This is a genomic window from Colwellia psychrerythraea, from assembly GCF_000764185.1.
In the GTDB taxonomy this organism is placed as follows: domain Bacteria; phylum Pseudomonadota; class Gammaproteobacteria; order Enterobacterales; family Alteromonadaceae; genus Colwellia; species Colwellia psychrerythraea_B.
Genome location: NZ_JQEC01000042.1, coordinates 1 through 18,851, shown reverse-complemented (window position 1 = coordinate 18,851; position 18,851 = coordinate 1). Strand labels below are relative to the sequence as shown.

The window sequence follows — 18,851 nt, the reverse complement described above, 5'->3', positions numbered from 1 at the left end:
TATTACTTGAATTTTAAAGTAAAAGCCTTTTTAATAGCACAGTTGTTTGGTGTTTGAATTTACCCCACCCCCTAACAATAACTCACTCAAAACTGGCTGTAGATAGTTATGATAAAGCATTTTTATGATCGAATATTTTAAACCTCAGACATTTTTATATGCAACGCAAGCAGTAGCTTTTTCGGTGTTACTATTTGTCTTTGTTGCTTATTATCAAACGTTTTTTCGTAAATATGTCAAATACTGGTTAGTCTGTATTACGGCCTTAACTGTTAGTTACTTCATTAAAGCGGTTTCCCCTAGCATAACTGGTAATTGGCTATTGATAGCTGAGTTTATTCAACAGGTATGTCAGTATTACTTTTTGTTTTTTCTAATACTTGGGGTTTATAATGCCAAAAAGAATAAAGAAATTCCCAAAAAAATATCATGGGCTGGTGTCGGGGGAATTATAGGGATTAGTTTAGCCACGACAGTTCTTTTCGCTTTTGATCCGGACCAAGCTTTCAACCACTTTTATTTGACGGTTAGCTTACCTAGTTTTATTTTTGGTTGCAGCTTATTCGCATTAGCGACTTACCTTTTATTTGATAAAAAAAGTTATTTCTCTAGCCAAGTTTTAATGTATTTCTCTGCTGTTTTTGGCCTGCGTTATCTTATCCACTCTTTTATATCAATTGTGGCTTTAACAGAACCTTGGTTTCGCCAGTTAGAATTATTTCTAATATATTTTGATGTTGCAGCGCATAATATCCTAGGCTTTACCTTACTCATTTGGATGCAAGGGGCAGAAAGGTTTGCAGCGTTAAATGCAATTAATCGTGCTCAATACCTAGGTAAACATGATTCATTAACCGGCGCACTTAATCGTGGACAAGTGATGGCACAATTGTCGGATAAACTGCATGAGCTAAGCGAAATAAATATCAGTAATACAAATCAGCTGAAGTTAGCTGTGTTTTTAATAGATATTAAGCAATTTAAATTCGTCAATGATACTTACGGTTTGAAGGTCGGGGATTACATTCTTGGGGAAATAGCTAGACGACTTAACCACAGTGTTTTCATGCCACAAGCTGTAGGCCGATTAAGCGGTGATTCCTTTATGTTTGTGATCGAGTTTGAGCAGCTATCTCATGTTGATAGAGCGGTAAGCCATATTCACGAACTTATTGAGCGTAGTTTTCGTTATGAGAAACAAGAGGTTACCATCCAAGGAAGTATAGGTTACTGCTTTTATCCGGATGATGCGGATAAATCCGAAGATCTGTTGCAAAAAGCAAACCTAGCCTTACATCATGCAGAAACCAACAATATTGCCACTGTTGCCTTTGAAGAAGGCATGCAGGCGCAGGGACGGCGTTTGGTGTTGTTGGAGAAGCAGTTAAGAGCAGGATTAGAAAATGATGAATTTATTTTATATTATCAGCCACAATTGAATCTATTAACCAATAAGTTGGAGGGGGTCGAAGCATTAGTTCGTTGGCAACACCCAGAGAAAGGATTACTTCCTCCTAGTGAGTTTCTTGCCGAAATGGAAACCTTGGGCATGCATAAGGAATTTGATAATTATATTTTAATTAAGGCCTGTCAAACTAGTGCACGTTGGTTTGAGTTATATCAACGCCGTATCGCTATTGCCATAAACATTACCGCTGTTGAATTTCAAGATGAACAGCTAGTAACTAACATTCAGTCCTTGTTAAAAGAATACTCTCTACCCTCTAGCTATATAGAATTAGAAATTACTGAAAATGTAGTAATGACCGATATTACCAGAGCAATGGATAGCATTGTTAAATTACAGAGTATGGGAATTAAAGTTTCGATTGACGATTTTGGTACAGGTTATTCATCGTTAGCCTATTTACGTGAATTGCCCATAGATAAAATAAAAATTGACCGTAGTTTCATTAAAGAAGTTGCCAGTAATGATTCTGATCTTACCATTGTGAAGTCTATGATAGATCTTTCACACGGGTTGGGTAAAAGAGTTTTAGCTGAGGGGGTTGAAACCGTAGAGCAGCTTAATGTATTGCGGCACTTAGGATGTGATGCTGTTCAAGGTTACCTTATTAATAAGCCTTTACCTGAAGAAGAACTCGTTCGTTACCTTAAAAGAAAATAACCGTGTAAACTGTTTTATCACCCTCTGAATGCCCCTATTCGGATAATTACCCACAAATGATAAATTTTTAATTTTTAGTGAAAATAAATTAAAAAAAATCTGATACTTACCGATACATGTCTATACTAAGAAAGAGGAGGATCCCAAGTGATGCCTCCTTTTTCTACTATTGTAACTACATTGTTATTTTTGAATATAATAACATCAGTAGAAAAGGTGAAAATGGGCTATGGATAAGCAATATTTTCGTTTTATCATTCTTTATTTATCTAGGCACACTTTGAAGGTTTAACTCTATGCTCATCAAACATAAACTAATCGCTAACACCACCATATTAATACTAGCAATGAGCTTGATGCTGATGTTACTGAATTCCGCAAGCTCGTCCTTACAACATGATATTAATATTGCTAAGAATATAGGTAATATTAAAGCTTCTGTATTAGAGCTTAGGCGTGATGAAAAGGACTTTATTTCACGTAAGACACTTAAATACCAAAATAAATTTAACAGTCAAATGGCAAAGGCACAACAGCAAATTATTACGCTGACAAAAGACTTTTCTCAAGTCGGCTTGTCTATGCCTGAGTTAACCAGTACTGGAAGTATCCTAGCTGAGTATCAGAACCAGTTTAATAAAGTTGTTCTCTTGCAAAAGAAAATTGGCTTGGACGCTAAAGCTGGTTTATATGGTGAGCTTCGCTCAGCGGTTCATAATGTTGAAACGTTGATTGGTAATAATAATTATCGTTTGCGCAGCGAGATGTTACAACTTAGGCGTAATGAAAAGGATTTTATGTTACGACTTGATGATAAGTATGTCGGTAAACTGCAAGGTAATACCAATAAATTACTTTCGAGTGTGCAAGACAGTGATTTTTCACCCGCTAAAAAGCAGGAAGTGAGCAAGTTAATTAAAGGCTATCAAAGTGCTTTTTTAAACCTAGTGACTGCGCAAAAAGAACTAGGTTATAACGAGAAAACTGGCGTGATGAAAGAGATGCGTAATGTAGTTCATCAAGTTGACAACGAACTAACTAAACTGGTTACTAACAGCGAGATAGCAGTAAAAGAAGATGTCGATTTTGTCAATACGTTAGCTTACAGCCTGTTTACTGTTGTTCTAGCCGTGGCTTTAGTAAGTGCTTGGTTAATTGGTAAGAGCATTTTAGATCGAATCAATAACTTACAGCGAACGATGAACAAAATTGCTCAAAGTAATGATTTAACCACTGGTGTTGAAGTAAGTGGCGGTGATGAATTATCCGATATGGCGGAAGTTTTTAACCATATGTTAACCAACTTTCGATCACTTATTGTTGAAGTGAACCACTCAGTAAACACCCTTAATACAGCTACAGGTAGTTTAGCTGAAAATATTTACAATGCTAATGAAGGTGTGGATACCCAAATGCAACAAACAGATCTTGTTGCGACGGCAGTAACCGAAATGGTCGCTACAGTAGATGAAATTGCTACTAATACCCGTGAAGCTGCACATAAGGCCGAGTTAACTAATAGTAATGCCGGTAAGGGTAAAGCTGGAGTTGAACAGACTATTAATCAAATAGGGCAATTATCAGAGAAATTATTAGACTCAGAAAACGTGGTTAAAGAGTTGGAAAAAGAAAGTATTACCATTGCCTCAGTTTTAGATGTTATCCGTGGCATTGCCGAACAAACAAATTTACTTGCTTTAAATGCGGCTATTGAAGCAGCTAGGGCTGGAGAGCAAGGTCGAGGTTTTGCCGTGGTAGCAGATGAAGTGAGAACATTGGCTAGCCGAACACAGGACTCAACGCAAGAAATAGAGACTATCATTGGTCTATTGCAAAAACGTACTCAAGAGATTGTGATTTTAATGGCGCAATGTCGTACTCAAGGGGAAGAGAGCGCTGAACAAGCAAGTTCAGCTGGCGCCATGCTTGACGAAATAACCCAAGATGTTGCTTTAATAATGGATATGAATAGTGCTATTGCAACGGCTATTCAAGAGCAAAGTACTGTTGCTTCCGAAGTTAACGAACACGTGGTGATGATTAGAGATGTTACCGTGCAGTCGGGCGAATCAGCCAAGCAAAATGAGCAAATGAGTGAGGAGCTATCACAACAAGCACAAGTACTAACCACAGAAGTTAGCCGCTTTACAGTTTAACGTTGCCTAAAGTTGTGCCTTAATCACATCAGTACTATTTTATATAAAAAAAGCCTTAACTTTTATAAGTTAAGGCTTTTTAATAATTTAAGTGTGGGCTCTTTATTACAACTGTTTAATATTAATCATCGCTTCACGGGAGTGACCACTGACCTTTAATTCAGTTAAATAATGTTGCCAACGTACTTCATGTTCATGTACTAATGTATGGATATATGCTTCAGCATAGATAGCATTGTGACCATCATTAAAAATTAAGCGATAACCATGTTTGGCAACACTTTCAATGTTAACTAGAACAACCTCTTTTTTATGACTCGTTACTTGAGCCTGGCCAGACTTTAGATTTTTAGCTGAGTTTACTGGTGAGCTAATGCGTAAATATTCAAAGCTTAGTTGTGCGCTCTCCATATTTTTACTATCAGAAAACTCAATAGTCAGATTGTTTTGCTTATTGTCTATTATAAAGCTAATAATTTTCATTGTGGTATGCCACTTACCTTTTATCAATTTAATTCAGCCAGCCCAATCTATCTCTTAAAACTAAAGAATAAAACGACTTAAATCTTCATCTTTAACAACGTCACTTAATATTTTAGTTACATAAGCTTGATCGATAGTGATTGTCTCACCACTACGTTGGTCTGCATTAAAGGATAAGTCTTCAACCAAACGTTCCATCATAGTATGTAAGCGACGCGCACCAATATTTTCAGTGGTTTCATTAACTTGCCAAGCTGAATCAGCAATAGCTTTAATGCCATCATCGGTAAAGGTTACAGATACACCTTCTGTTGCGAGCAAGGCAATGTATTGCTCAGTCAGAGAAGCAAAAGGTTCTGTTAATATTCGGACAAAATCATCAGCCGTTAGCGCTTGTAATTCTACACGAATTGGCAAACGACCTTGTAATTCAGGAATAAGGTCTGATGGCTTAGACATTTGAAATGCGCCTGAAGCAATAAATAAAATATGATCAGTTTTAATCATGCCATGTTTAGTGCTTACCGTTGAACCTTCAACTAAAGGTAATAAATCACGCTGTACACCTTCACGAGAAACATCACCGCCACCTGAGCTTTCAGCACGCTTGCAGATTTTGTCAATTTCATCGATGAAGACAATACCGTTTTGCTCTACTGCATCAATTGCTTTTTGCTTGATATCATCTTGATTGACAATTTTAGCGGCTTCTTCTTCTTGTAAAGCTTTCAAAGCGTCTTTGATTTTAAGTTTACGTTTACTGGTTTTATCACTAGACATGTTTTGGAACATGTTTTGTAATTGCGACGTCATGTCTTCCATGCCTGGAGGTGCCATGATCTCAACGCCGACTTGAGGCGCGGCTAAATCAAGCTCAACTTCTTTATCATCTAATTTTCCTTCACGTAATTTTTTACGGAAAATTTGACGAGTATTGGTATTTTCACTTTCTTCATCATTACCAAAGTTGTCACGTGCAGGTGGTAAAAGTACATCTAAAATACGCTCTTCAGCGGCTTCTTCAGCAAGATGTTTAACACGATCCATTTCATGTTCTTTAACCATTTTTATCGCCATATCGGCAAGGTCACGAATAATCGTTTCAACTTCTTTACCAACATATCCTACTTCGGTAAATTTAGTTGCTTCTACTTTAATAAATGGAGCTTGAGCAAGCTTTGCTAAACGACGTGCTATTTCAGTTTTACCAACACCAGTTGGCCCTATCATAAGTATATTTTTAGGGGTCACTTCGTTACGTAAGTCTTTATTAAGCTGCATTCTGCGCCAACGGTTTCTTAGTGCGATGGCAACAGCTCGTTTGGCATCACTTTGACCAACAATATGGCTATCTAATTCATGGACAATTTCGCGCGGGGTCATGTTTGACATTCTTTATTCCTCGTTGTTGCTTGAGGAGTGTTGTACTCATACTCAGGCAGCATATTAATCTGTTTTCCTAGTGAAAGCGCTAGGTTAGAGTTCGTCTATTGTCTGTTCGTGGTTGGTAAATACACAAATATTGCCAGCAATAGTTAATGATTTTTCGACTATCTCTTTGGCACTTAATTCAGTGTTTTCTAGTAGGGCTATGGCGGCAGATTGGGCAAAGTTACCACCACTACCAATAGCAATTAGATCATGTTCAGGCTGAACAACGTCGCCATTGCCAGTAATGATTAATGATGCGGTTTCATCGGCAACAGCGAGTAATGCTTCGAGCTTTCGCAACGCTCTGTCACTACGCCAGTCTTTAGCAAGCTCTACCGCGGCTTTAGTTAAATGTCCTTGGTGTTGCTCTAATTTGCTTTCAAAACGCTCAAACAAAGTAAATGCATCGGCCGTACCGCCGGCGAAACCAGCTAAAACCTTACCATTATACAAACGGCGAACTTTACGGGCATTGCCTTTCATGACGGTATTGCCAAGAGATACTTGACCATCACCACCAATGGCCACTTTGCCATTACGTCTTACTGAAACAATAGTAGTCACATTAACCTCATTTTAACTCAATTCTTTGATGCTAATGTAATTGGGGGTCTTTATGATTTTTTCAAGGAAAGCTGAAACATTAATTATTGCCATAACCAAATTTGACAACCATTAATGTTGTTTCTTTTAAGCATATGTTTGTCTTTTTCAGCAAGGCGTTTACGTGGGTACGGGCCTAAAAATACTTTAGTCCAAGTACCATTTTTTCCGGCAACACTTTTCACTTGTGCTTCAAGCCCGGCAAAAGCTATTCTGGCTTTTAGTGTTTCGGCTTGTTTTTGTGTTCTAAATGAACCACATTGCATTTTATAAGGGCCTTTTTCTTTTACCTCATATTTTCCTACTTCAATTTCTTTGCTTGCCAAGTCTTTAACATAAGTCCACTTCTCTTTAGGGGGCTTAGGTAATTCGTTAGCTTTGTTGGCCGCCTTTTTATCTTTAGCGGTTTCTACGGGCACAACTAAGGGGGTTTTAGTGTCAGGATCTGTTTTTAATGACCATAAGCCATAAGAAAATCCTGCAATTAAGAACACCAAAAGTACACTGATTAGCTTAGCTTTTAGCGGCATTGTATTAGTGTTTTTTGTCGGTTTTTTACCGTTGCGAGTATTTTTTTTCTTTTTTACAGGAGCGCGAGAAACGTAATCTTGATTAGCCATGAAAAGAGGAGCGGTCACTAGGGGGAAATTTTAGCTAGTGTAACTGAGCTAACAGTAAAAAACACCGTTAGCTTCGAGTTTTTTGTTACCAGTTAAGATCAATCGGGTCTACATCTAAGCTCCAGCGTACTTTACCCTGCCACTCATTGTTAGGTATCTGGATGAGAAGCTGTAGAATTGCACGATGTAAATCTTTTCGAGACTTAGCTTGAATGATCAAATGAAACCTAAATTTACCGGCCTTTTTCTCCATTGCCGCAGGGACCGGTCCGGCAAACTCACAACCCTCTATACGCCGTAGTGTAAGAGCACGCAAAAATTTTTCTGGGTAGGAAGGATAATTAGAATCAGCACGCAGTAAGGCTTGAAAAGTAAAAGGAGGTAATAATGCTTGTTTTCGTTCTGTCAGTGCTTGATGGGCAAAATGATGGTAACCGTTGTGAACCAGATCTTGTAATAAAGGATGATCAACATAATTACTTTGAACGAGAACCTTGCCAGGTTTACTGGCACGTCCAGCACGACCAGCTACTTGTATTAATAATTGTGCCATCTGCTCACTAGCGCGAAAATCAAAGCTAAATAATGCACCATCAACATCAAGTACCGCAACTAAAGTCACATCAGGGAAATGATGGCCTTTGGCGAGCATTTGAGTACCAACAAGCAGTTGATGTTTTTTATCACTGACTTCTTGCAGCAACTTAGCTAGTTCACCTTTTTTTCGGGTACTATCACGATCAATACGTACAATGGAGCTGTCGGGGAATAGTTCTTCTAAACGAGACTCTAATTGCTCGGTACCTTGTCCTAGCGGCGCTATTCGAACACTGCCACAACTAGGGCACTGAGGTGGTACACGTTTTTGACTACCGCAGTGGTGGCAAATCAGTAACTGCTGTTTTTGGTGTAAAGTATAAGGTTTATCACATCGCTGACATTCAGCTAACCAATGACATTCTTGACAGTTGATGGCAGGCGCATAACCTCGGCGGTTTAAAAACAATAAAACTTGCTCACCGCGCGCTAAGGTTTTTTTCATTTCATCTTTAAGTGTGCCAGATAGCCCAAATTCAACTTGCTGATGATTCATATCAATAAGGGCTATTTTAGCCTTATTACTTTTACCCGCTCGGTTAAGAAGTTGATGGTAACTATACTTCCCTGACAAAGCATTTTGCAAAGTCTCAAAGCTTGGCGTAGCGGTACCTAAAACAATAGGGATATTTAATTGTCGAGCCCGTAAAATGGCCATATCACGACCATGATAGCGAAAACTATCTTGTTGTTTTAGTGACGAGTCATGCTCTTCATCGATAATGATTAAACCCAATTGATGCAAAGGGGTAAATATTGCTGAGCGTGTACCAATAACAATGGCAGCACTGCCTTGTTGGGCGCTTAACCAAGTCGCTAAGCGTTCTTTATCGTTTAGTCCTGAATGGTGTAGGGCAATTGGCACATTAAAGCGTTGTTCAAAGCGATTTAGTGTTTGTGGAGTTAAACCTATCTCAGGCACTATTACTAATACTTGCTGGTTTTTGGCAAGTACACCTTCCATGGCTTGCAAATACACTTCAGTTTTACCACTACCAGTAACACCATCAACTAAATGGCAAGAAAAGCTTGATAAGGAACTATTAATTGCACTAACAATGATAGCTTGTTCACTTGAAAGTAGTAATTTATCTGCTTGGTTAAGCGTATCTTCTTGCCAACTAAATTGGCTAACTACCTGTTCTTGTTCAATGATTAAATCTTTGCTTTGCAGTGCGTTTAACTGCGCTTTACTGTAGCCCAAGGTACGAAGTTCTACCCAGCTAATACCATGGTGACTGTTAATGAGTTGATATAAGGAAAATTGTTTTGCAGCCTTCTTTTCAAGTTTTTTGAGTGATGTTTCTTGTTCTTTATTAGCTGTTTTCGTCTGCCAAACCATAGGTGGACTTAAGGTGATATTTTCTATTTTTCGTAACAGTACCGGCAGAGCTTGCTGAAAAACATCACCAACTGGGTGATGATAATAATGGGCACATAACTGTAAAAAGCTAACTAGTTGCTTACTTAAATTAAAATTATCGTTCAGGCGACCGGTAATATTTTTAATTTTATTTGGTTCGAAATTACATTCGGCTTGTTCATCAATGACGAGCCCGATAACTTTTCTCGGGCCGAAAGGAACGACTACGCGTTCGCCTACTTTTATTGCTGGTGAGCATAATGAGGTAGGTACACGATAAGTAAATAGCTGTCGCATAGGGACAGGGATTGCAACTTGAATATAATGTTCAGACAATGTTAATCAGTAAGTTTGGTTAGCAATAATTGCTGCTATTTTGCCCCGTGTTATCTAACCTGCCAAGTAACATTCTTACTTTGTCAGTAAATAATCGAAATAAGTTGCTTTTTAGCCATATTATGACTTTTTATGTTGAAGTTACTCAAACTATACTTTATTATTCGCCACCATTAATTTTAAACTACGTATGGTGCTTAGCATTTGGTCTATTATAACGATAGGCACTAATGAATGGCTAAGTGGCGATGCGCCCAAATTCTCAAAAGAGATAGAGGTTCCCATGAAAGAAGGTATTCATCCTAACTACGCTGCGATGACAGCAAATTGTTCTTGTGGCAATGTAATAGCAACTCGTTCTACTTTAGGTAAAGATATTCACCTAGACGTATGTTCTGCTTGTCATCCATTCTACACAGGTAAACAAAAAGCTGCTGAAACTGGTGGTCGTGTTGATAAATTCAACAAACGTTTTGCTGCGATTGGTAAGAAGTAAATTCTTATTTACCTGCAATAACGTAAAAAGCGCCAATTGGCGCTTTTTTTGTGTCTGAAAATTGCTGACTGTTTTCATATCTCTAACGAATACATAATATAATTAATACCCACAAAAAAGCCCGGTAATATATACCGGGCTTTTAGTATTTACTATGCCTATTAGTACTAAATATCTAGTCGTTAAACTTTAAGTGCTTTGTTTATCATTAAGCTGATATAAGCATCTTGTGATTTTTCTTCCATACTCTTACCAAAACCCATTGAAGAGCTTTTATCCAAAATTTCTGTAAGCTGACCAACCGCTGCGGCTTTAGCTAGATTGTCATAAGTTGACGGTTTAGCAACACCGGCAATAGCGATTAAGCGCTTAACATATTCAACTTGAATGTTACGACTGAGGGAGCTAACTTTTTTACTCTCATTAAAAATAGCCTCCGTTAAATCAGACATTACAGCCGTTAGCGAATAGTCATTACCGTATAAACTAGTATCAGAAATACGCTTTAATACATTTTTATGCAGCAGTTGATTTAATACCGACTTTTGCATATGCAAAATCATATCGTGTGCTTTAGGGTCTTCATTTTTATTGTAATGATTAAAACCACGACGTTGATGTTGCATGTAACTATATAACGGTTGCATGCTTGCTAAAGTATCACCAGCAAAAACATAATTAGTTAATGCTTGCATAGCAGCTTGCTGAGTTACCATTGGTACAGGCGTATACGGCAAACTTTGTGTTTTAGTGCTATCAACTACATTACGCTCTACATAAACGCCACCAATTTGACGAGAAATTACATCCGCCTGGCGCCTGTATTGACCAAACAGTGAATTGGCAGAAATTAATAGTTGCTGATGAGATTGACCATCAATAAGTGTTTTATTTTTTAGCTCAGTAAACAAAGATTGAATTAATACCATACGCTCTTTGGCATAAGCAACCGGGTTAGATGATAAATCGCCAGTCATAATTCGCGGGTCAATATGACGACCAGGAGCACGCATATCATCGGCATCATTACCAAAAGCTAAACCTTTTTCGTCAGAGCGGGCAAGTATTTTAGCCAGACGTTTTTGCTCTTCTTCAGAGCTCTCAAGGGCTATAGAGTAGCCATATTCAATGGCCCAATCATCATAAAGACCTGGCTCTGTTTGAAAGTAATCACCTTGAGTAGTGCCTTTAGGGGCAACATTAATGGGGGAGTAATCCATTACTGAGCCAGTTAATGCACCCTTAGTAAGTGACTTATCATGAATCTCGACTTCATCCCACAAAATAGATGCTTTCATATTGTGGTTTAAACCTAGCGTATGACCTACCTCATGTAAAACGAGGTGACGTAAGCCTTCTTTTAACACCGCTTTATGTTCAATGTCACTACCACTTTCCATAGCTTGGCTAAGTAATAAACCTTGTTGCAATTCATGGCCGGCACTACAATTTAATGCATTACTCGAATCTGGCGTTGAACTACTATTTACTCCATCACTACTAAAACCAATACTAGCTGCGCCTTGGCTATATAAGCTGTTATATATCCAACGGTTTTTCATGAAAATAAATTCAAGCATTATATCTGCGCCAAGCATCTCACCCGTTAATGGATTGGCTAAAGAGGGTCCATAACCACCAAAACGGGGTTGCGGTGAAGAAGTCCAACGCAGCACATTGTAATTTAAATCGCCTGCCTGCCAAGTCGCATCATCGGGTTGAACTTTAACTTGCATAGCGTTTTTAAAACCCGCTTTTTCAAAAGATGAATTCCACGCTAATACCGCGTCGCTAATAGTGTCGCGCCACTCTAAAGGTGTGGTGTTTTCAATCCACCAGACGATTGGCTCAATTGGCTCAGATACCGCAGCGCTGGGATCTTTTTTCACTAGGTTCCAACGATTAATAACATCTTTATAAGGTGCCCAGCTACTGGAGGTCATTTGATCATATTGAGTGCCAAAATAACCAATGCGGGCATCTTCATAACGTGGAACAAACTCTGCTTTAGGCAGCTCTATAAAAGAGTGTTGTAATTTAATGGATACCGAGCGAGGATCTGAAACCGCTTTAGAGCCATAAACACTTGGGTTGGGGTTATTGAAAACATAATCAACCACGATATCAACATTATTATCGTAAGCGCGTTTATCTAAAATACGTGATTTTTTACTGTTTAATTTTCCGACTTTAAAGCGTTTTTTAGCTTTTTTATCACCGGCTTTGGCCCATGGAGATACTTTATGTAATGCTTCACTTAAAAATAGTTTATCGACTTTTAAAGCGATTTGACCGTCTTCTACCTTCTCAATTTTTAAACTAGCTAGCACCGCTTCACTGATATTGGCACCTTTGGCACGGCTAAGTGGGTTATTTTCATCAAACTGATAGCGAGAAGTCTTTGTTATTATATCAACACGATCAAAATAACGTCTAAATTCAATGATCTTTTCACCGCGATAACCACCACGAAAATGTCCAGCATCAGCAAGACCATCAACGGTTTGGGCAAAATGTAAAAAAGGCGTGTCTAATTGACTTTCATCAAGCAACATTAAGGTTTCACCAGTCTTTTTATCTTGATAAAAATCAAACAGGCCAAGTGTGGCTGTTTTCTCTTTAATCATTTGCTCAATAGTTTGATCTTTCTTTTTTGCTTTAGATTTCTTTGTATCTTCGGCTAGTGCCATTTGGCTACTACCTAAGGCAAGTGTAAGAGCGATGGCAAGACTGGTTAATTTCATTGAAGTTCCTTTTGGGGAGTTTGTTATAGTTATAATTTTAGATATGCTAATTTACACATGATTTTAGATAAAAGTAATAAAGCAAAATCGGCAAAACGTAACAAGATGTTACAGGTGGCGTAGCTTTATTAGGCTTTTGAATATTTTTGCTATTTTATTGAAATAGCTTTAAACCTTTTAATCACCATCGGTATCTTAATTAATATTGCAGAGAAGGTCAGTTAGTTACATTAAATCGTTATACTGGAAAATTATTATGAACCTTATTGAGGCTTTAACACTTGGATAGCCAAGCAACACAAGATGAACAGCAGAAAAAAGTCATCGATGGCCAAGCGCGATTTAATGGCAGTAAACATCATAACTCCGGTGATAGTGATTGTGAACTGGCATGGATAGCACAAGCTAAAAACGGCTCTCAAAGTGCTTTTTATCAGCTCTATGAAAAACATCATAAGCCAATTTATGCGTTGTGCTGGCGAATGCTAGCAGACAAAGACAGTGCAGAAGATGTCTGTCAGGAAGTTTTTGTCGTGCTATGGCAAAAAATTAATAATTTTAGAGGTGAAAGTAAATTCAGTACTTGGTTACACAGCGTTGCCACCAATGTTGTTTTGGGGCACTTACGCAAACATAAGAACTGGTTGCAACGTGTTTTTAGTATTGAAGAGCAAGCAGCAAATGTCGCGGAGCCTAGTGTTGGTTTAACCGATGACTCAACGTTGACGATACTAGACCAGCACATAGCCAGATTACCTGAACGAGCACGGTTAGTTTTTGTATTATTTGCTGTTGAAGGTTATCGCCACGAGGAAATTGCTAAAATGTTAAAAATGGCTGTCGGCTCTAGTAAATCGCAGTATCACAGGGCGAGAAACTTATTAAAAGAATCATTAACGGCTAATGATTTTGTATCGATTACTGAGGAATTTAATCATGAATAATAAAACACCTCAAGAGCATATACATCAAGATAAGATAGACGGAAATAGGGTAGTTTCAGAAAAAACATTGGCCGAACAAGTGGCGATACTACCCAATGAAATGATGCCTGAACGAGATTTATGGCCTGGCATTGAGCGCGCGATTAATCAGAAAAGCCAAGAAAATTACGATATCAAAAAAAGTAATGTCTTTATACCTAGTGCTTGGGCTGCCTCTATTGCCATGGTAATGCTGATGTCTTGGTTTACTTTTTCACCCGCGATAAATGAGCAAAGTACATCGGCACTGGTGAAAAATAATGAACAAGTAAATCCAAGCTCAGGGCAGTTAGTTAATTTTATGCAGCAAAGTTTTAAGCAACAAAAACAAACGTTACTTGCTAGCTACGGGCAACCATCGCTTGAAACGTTACCTGCGGCAATGCAAATAGAATTAACACAACTGGCAGACGCCAGAGCATCAATAAGAAAAGCACTGCTAACGGATGAAAATAATGTCGATTTATTGAATTTATTAGACTTTACCCAACAGCAAGAGCTGAAATTATTACAGCAATTATATCGCCAATATCAAGTGATATAGCTATTTATTAGACCTAATAAAAAAGCAAAGCTAACGATTAAGCTAAGCACAGTATTAATTACCCGAGAAAGAGGTTCTTATGAACAGATTTAAAAGAAAGATACAACAAGGCATAAACATCATTACCGTAGCAACCTGCATAATACTTAGTGGTCAAACACTGGCAACGGTTGACGTTGCTGAAAGTATATCGAGTGATAATGTCACCAACGTATCTATTAATAACCACAGTGGTTTTATCAATGTCATTGGTTGGAATAAAGATAAAATATCAGTGACAGGAACCTTAGATGATGATGCAGAAAAGCTTACTTTTGAGCAAAAAGGTGCACAAGTATTGATTCAGGTTGAATACCCAAGTATGGATGGCTGGAATGCAGACGGTTCTAAAATCACTGTTTTTATGCCAAAAAACATCCGCATGAAAGCATCAAGTATTTCTAGTGATATTCATTTATCCAACTTACACGCTGGTGTTGAAGTTAAAAGTGTTAGTGGTGATATTCTGGCGAAAAACATTACCCAAAGCATTGAGATAAATAGTATTAGTGGCAATATCAATAGTCATAAACTGGCAGGGAAAGTATCGTTAAACGCTGTTAGTGGTGATATCAAAGATACCGACTCGACTGGGCGCTTAGAAATTAGATCGGTTAGTGGTGAGGTTGTTGTTAATAGCCAAGCTAAAGAAGTTTTTTTCAACAATGTTTCCGGCAGTAGTGAACTGAATTTAGCTGAAGTTATCGAGTTACGTATCAGGACTGTTAGTGGCGATTTAACGGCAAAACTGACTTTAAATGAAAAAGCATTACTGAAAGCTTCAACGGTTAGTGGTGATTTAGAGTTTAGCTTTCAAAAAGGAATTGATGCGGACTTTAGCCTTAAGTCGAGTGTTGGTGGCGATATAAATAATAAAATAAGCAAAGCAAAAACTGATCACGATGAATATGGACCAGGCGCTAAATTAAACTTTCAAACAGCTAACGGTAGTGCTTTAGTAAGAGTATCAACGGTTAGCGGTAATATTAAGATTAAGAGTAAATAAATAGTTTGCCTTACAGTTTTTTAGAAGAATTTTATATTCCCATAAGGCAAATTCTGCTACATTAGCACTCCTTTTTTAGATACTCGCAATCGTTGTTTTAGCTTAGTTAAAGCCATAGTAAAGATAAAAGCTAAGGTGATAGTTAAAGAAAAATTCAACACAAATGTGAGTACGGTGATGTAGCAGAGTAGGGTTAAGGTAATGGCCGACAAAAAGCCACGTAAATTTGCAAAAGAACATCAATTTATCAAAGACAAACAGATTGATGAATTGAAAGTACCACCGCACTCATTAGAAGCTGAGCAATCTGTGCTTGGTGGGCTACTACTTGATAATGAAACTTGGGACCGTGTTGCAGAAAGAGCGGTTGCCGCTGATTTTTATAGTCGCTCACATCGTCTTATTTTTGAAACCATTGGTGCTTTAATTGAACTAGGTGAGCCGGTTGATTTAATTACTTTATCTGAAGCATTAGAAAACGATCAAAAATTGGATGATGCTGGTGGTTTTGTTTATCTCGCCGAGATGATGAAAAATACGCCAAGTGCCGCTAACATCACCGCTTATGCTGATATCGTTCGAGAGCGAGCGGTAACTCGTGAAATGATCAGTGTTGCCAATGAAATTGCTGAGGCAGGTTATGATACACAAGGGCGCACCAGTGCGGAACTACTCGACTTTGCCGAAACCAAAGTTTTTGCCATTGCTGAAAAACGCGCCAATAAATCAGAAGGCCCTGAAAGTCTTAATTCAGTATTAGAGAAAACTGTTGATCGCATTGAAAAGCTTTGTTCGGCGCCTTCCGGTGGTGTAACGGGTGTACCAAGTGGGTATGCTGATTTAGATAAAATGACCGCAGGTTTACAAAAATCAGATTTGATAATTGTTGCTGCGCGACCTTCTATGGGTAAAACCACGTTTGCGATGAACTTGGCCGAACATGCCGCCATGACGCAAGAACATCCCGCGCTTATTTTCAGTTTAGAGATGCCTGCAGATCAAATCATGATGAGAATGTTGGCTTCTTTAGGGCGCATTGATCAAACCAAAATTCGTACGGGTCAATTAGAAGATGAAGATTGGGCACGCCTTTCTTCAACTATGGGCTTGCTCATGGAAAAAGGTAAAATGTTCATTGATGATGCTGCAGGTCTAACGCCGACAGAAGTACGCTCAAGAGCACGAAGAATACACCGGGATCATGGTGGTATTAGTTTGATCATGATTGATTATTTGCAATTAATGCGCGCACCACAATTTTCTGATAACCGTACCTTAGAAGTTGCTGAAATTTCTCGCTCACTTAAAGCCTTAGCTAAAGAGTTAAAAGTACCCGTGGTGGCACTTTCTCAGCTAAACCGTGGTCTAGAGCAGCGTAGCGATAAGCGGCCAATTAACTCTGATTTACGTGAATCAGGTTCAATAGAGCAGGATGCCGATTTAATCATGTTTATTTATCGTGATGAGGTTTACCACGATGATAGTGAGTTTAAAGGCATGGCAGAAATTATTATTGGTAAACAGCGTAACGGGCCAATCGGCCGTGTACCTTTAACCTTCCAAGGTAAGTATTCGCGTTTTGATAACTACGCCGGACCGCATGTATTAGAAGAAGACTAAGTGAATAGCTAAATAGTAATCATCTTGTCGCTGTAATGCTCAATTTAGTTGTCAGCAGTACTCATTGACTAACGTCAACTCCGTGCAGCTTCCTTTAACTTGAACAATACAGCTTAAAGCTGAAGACTATTTTCATTCTTGCTTATAATTTAAAAAATCATTTTAATACCCGAAGGCTAAGGCTAAGATAAAAGTTCAGTCTAGAGAGCATGGAGTATGGACTAACGTTAACTCCATGCTGCTTCCTTTAACTTGAGCAGTACAGTTTAAAGCTGAATACTATTTTGCCTTATCATAATTGCAACAAGTCAAATGTTACTCCCGTGGGGTGTTAGTCGGGGATCCAATTTGCAATCCCTTAGCTCTCTACTCACCATTAATCGTGGCGACAGTCGTGCGATTATTAGCATGGTTTCTATACTCACCTAAATATACTCCCTGCCAAATACCTATATTTAAGTGGCTATTAGTAACAATTAACTAGGACAGTTGATTGAAATATAAACTCTTAGCATAACAACTCAGCACTAATCACAGCCCTTAATTTATACTGACATCTCGATGTTGATGTTTTTACCATGTATAAAAATTAACATGTGTTATTGTTTCCAGAAAGGTTGTTTTATAAGCAAGTATCCTAATTGTTTAGTTAAAACTGTTCCCGCAGGATAATGAAATGAGTAATATTTTAGAAAAATTTTTAAGAAAGCAAAATGCAGCTAAAAATAATGTCAAAAAGTATGCGAATGTTTTTGAAAATAATGAGCAGGAGTTATTATATTATGCAGAGCATGGCAAAGTTAGCAGAGAGCTTCCGCCTCAAAGGAAAGAGTTCGTTCACATACCATGGACTATATTAAAATCAGAAATGGTTATTCCACAAAACTACTTTGAAATTCATGCAGAAGTAGTCTTCATTAAAGAGGGGGAGATTTCTAGGTGCTGGCTAGTAAATGTTTTAAAGTATGGCTTGATTAACGCAGCTATTTCATTATTTGCCTATCAACGGGCTGCAAAATTATTGGGACGAGAGGCAAAAGGACGAGTTAGCCCAGATAAAATATTTAATCTATGTATTGCAGTGATGTTAGGAGATCTTGATAAAGCGGACAACTTGTTTGAATTTTTAGCAGAAGCCTATAGTCGTGGTTGGCTAAATCGTTCAAGTAGCCATATGACTGACTTTATGCTTTTGCTATATTCAAGGTATCGTAATAATCATTTACATTCTGCCATAGCAGGCTTTACTTACCAGCACATTGTTGATGACTGGGATACGTCTAAACCTGATAAAATAACAGCCTACATAACGCTGTTATGTGATGACCAAGTGATGCAAGTTGCCGCGCCGCCAAGTAAATGCTTTTTTGAGTTTAATAATCTCAATTGGCAGTTTATTCCTTATCCGGCATTGATGTTATTAGCATTGCGTAAAGTGCGTGGTATTGATACACCAGATATAGAACACCCTGCTTTTGGCAAACTTACTGATATCCGACTTGTTGATGGGGAGGATGTGCATGATGACGTTTTTGAGAAATTAACTGCCAAGCTTAAACAACAAGGTTTCGACATGAGCACCATTTATAGTTAAAGCAATTAACTAGAAAGCAATTAACTAGGACAGTCGCTTAAATTTACTAATACAAATCATGCTGATAAAAAACTGCAAAGCTATTTTGTTGATAACTTTAATAACCAG

General features: G+C 38.1%; 14 protein-coding genes. 8 read left to right on the top strand and 6 right to left on the bottom strand.

Annotated elements, in window-relative coordinates; all coding sequences use genetic code 11:
- Positions 1-124: 124 nt before the first annotated feature.
- Positions 125-2,128, top strand: coding sequence for a putative bifunctional diguanylate cyclase/phosphodiesterase (locus tag GAB14E_RS24210; protein ID WP_052093786.1), 2,004 nt, complete (start codon positions 125-127; stop codon positions 2,126-2,128).
- 296 nt (positions 2,129-2,424) lie between these two features.
- On the top strand, positions 2,425-4,284 hold the full coding sequence (locus GAB14E_RS08405) for a methyl-accepting chemotaxis protein (RefSeq protein WP_033083008.1): 1,860 nt from the start codon (positions 2,425-2,427) through the stop codon (positions 4,282-4,284).
- 105 nt (positions 4,285-4,389) lie between these two features.
- Here GAB14E_RS08405 and GAB14E_RS08410 read toward each other — a convergent pair whose 3' ends face one another.
- From GAB14E_RS08410 to priA, 5 genes are all read right to left on the bottom strand, one after another.
- Positions 4,390-4,767, bottom strand: a complete 378-nt coding sequence (locus GAB14E_RS08410) for a gamma-butyrobetaine hydroxylase family protein (RefSeq protein WP_033083007.1) — start codon at positions 4,765-4,767, stop codon at positions 4,390-4,392.
- A 60-nt stretch (positions 4,768-4,827) separates the two neighbouring features.
- Positions 4,828-6,159, bottom strand: a complete 1,332-nt coding sequence (gene hslU / locus GAB14E_RS08415; protein WP_033083006.1) for an HslU--HslV peptidase ATPase subunit — start codon at positions 6,157-6,159, stop codon at positions 4,828-4,830.
- Between the two features lie 84 nt (positions 6,160-6,243).
- Positions 6,244-6,762 (bottom strand): ATP-dependent protease subunit HslV, encoded by a 519-nt coding sequence (hslV, locus tag GAB14E_RS08420; RefSeq protein WP_033083005.1) that lies wholly within the window; start codon positions 6,760-6,762, stop codon positions 6,244-6,246.
- An 83-nt stretch (positions 6,763-6,845) separates the two neighbouring features.
- Positions 6,846-7,421 carry an SPOR domain-containing protein gene (locus GAB14E_RS08425; protein ID WP_033083004.1) on the bottom strand — a complete coding sequence of 192 codons (576 nt, stop codon included), beginning with the start codon at positions 7,419-7,421 and terminating at the stop codon, positions 6,846-6,848.
- A gap of 85 nt (positions 7,422-7,506) precedes the next feature.
- Positions 7,507-9,717: a primosomal protein N' gene (priA, locus tag GAB14E_RS08430; protein WP_033083003.1), complete on the bottom strand. Its 2,211-nt coding sequence runs from the start codon at positions 9,715-9,717 to the stop codon at positions 7,507-7,509.
- Positions 9,718-10,000: 283 nt separating this feature from the next.
- Here priA and rpmE point away from each other — a divergent pair, with 283 nt between their 5' ends.
- Positions 10,001-10,213 (top strand): 50S ribosomal protein L31, encoded by a 213-nt coding sequence (gene rpmE / locus GAB14E_RS0123155; RefSeq protein WP_033083002.1) that lies wholly within the window; start codon positions 10,001-10,003, stop codon positions 10,211-10,213.
- Positions 10,214-10,395: 182 nt separating this feature from the next.
- Here rpmE and GAB14E_RS08435 read toward each other — a convergent pair whose 3' ends face one another.
- Entirely contained in the window at positions 10,396-12,957 is a 2,562-nt protein-coding gene (locus tag GAB14E_RS08435) for a zinc-dependent metalloprotease (RefSeq protein WP_033083001.1), read from the bottom strand.
- Positions 12,958-13,280: 323 nt separating this feature from the next.
- Between GAB14E_RS08435 and GAB14E_RS08440 the strand changes: the two genes are divergently transcribed.
- The 5 genes from GAB14E_RS08440 (at position 13,281) to GAB14E_RS08460 (ending at position 18,743) form a co-directional block, all read left to right on the top strand.
- A complete protein-coding gene (locus GAB14E_RS08440) occupies positions 13,281-13,901 on the top strand; it encodes an RNA polymerase sigma factor (protein WP_052093822.1) in 621 nt (206 codons plus the stop codon).
- The gene (locus tag GAB14E_RS08445) at positions 13,894-14,484 is read left to right on the top strand and encodes a hypothetical protein (protein WP_052093785.1); all 591 of its coding nucleotides are present in this window, start codon (positions 13,894-13,896) and stop codon (positions 14,482-14,484) included. Before GAB14E_RS08440 ends, GAB14E_RS08445 begins: the two co-directional genes overlap by 8 nt.
- A gap of 79 nt (positions 14,485-14,563) precedes the next feature.
- Entirely contained in the window at positions 14,564-15,529 is a 966-nt protein-coding gene (locus GAB14E_RS08450) for a DUF4097 family beta strand repeat-containing protein (protein ID WP_033082999.1), read from the top strand.
- Between the two features lie 201 nt (positions 15,530-15,730).
- Positions 15,731-17,149 carry a replicative DNA helicase gene (gene dnaB / locus GAB14E_RS08455; protein WP_033082998.1) on the top strand — a complete coding sequence of 473 codons (1,419 nt, stop codon included), beginning with the start codon at positions 15,731-15,733 and terminating at the stop codon, positions 17,147-17,149.
- 676 nt (positions 17,150-17,825) lie between these two features.
- Positions 17,826-18,743 carry a hypothetical protein gene (locus GAB14E_RS08460; RefSeq protein WP_033082997.1) on the top strand — a complete coding sequence of 306 codons (918 nt, stop codon included), beginning with the start codon at positions 17,826-17,828 and terminating at the stop codon, positions 18,741-18,743.
- The last annotated feature ends 108 nt before the right edge of the window (positions 18,744-18,851 follow it).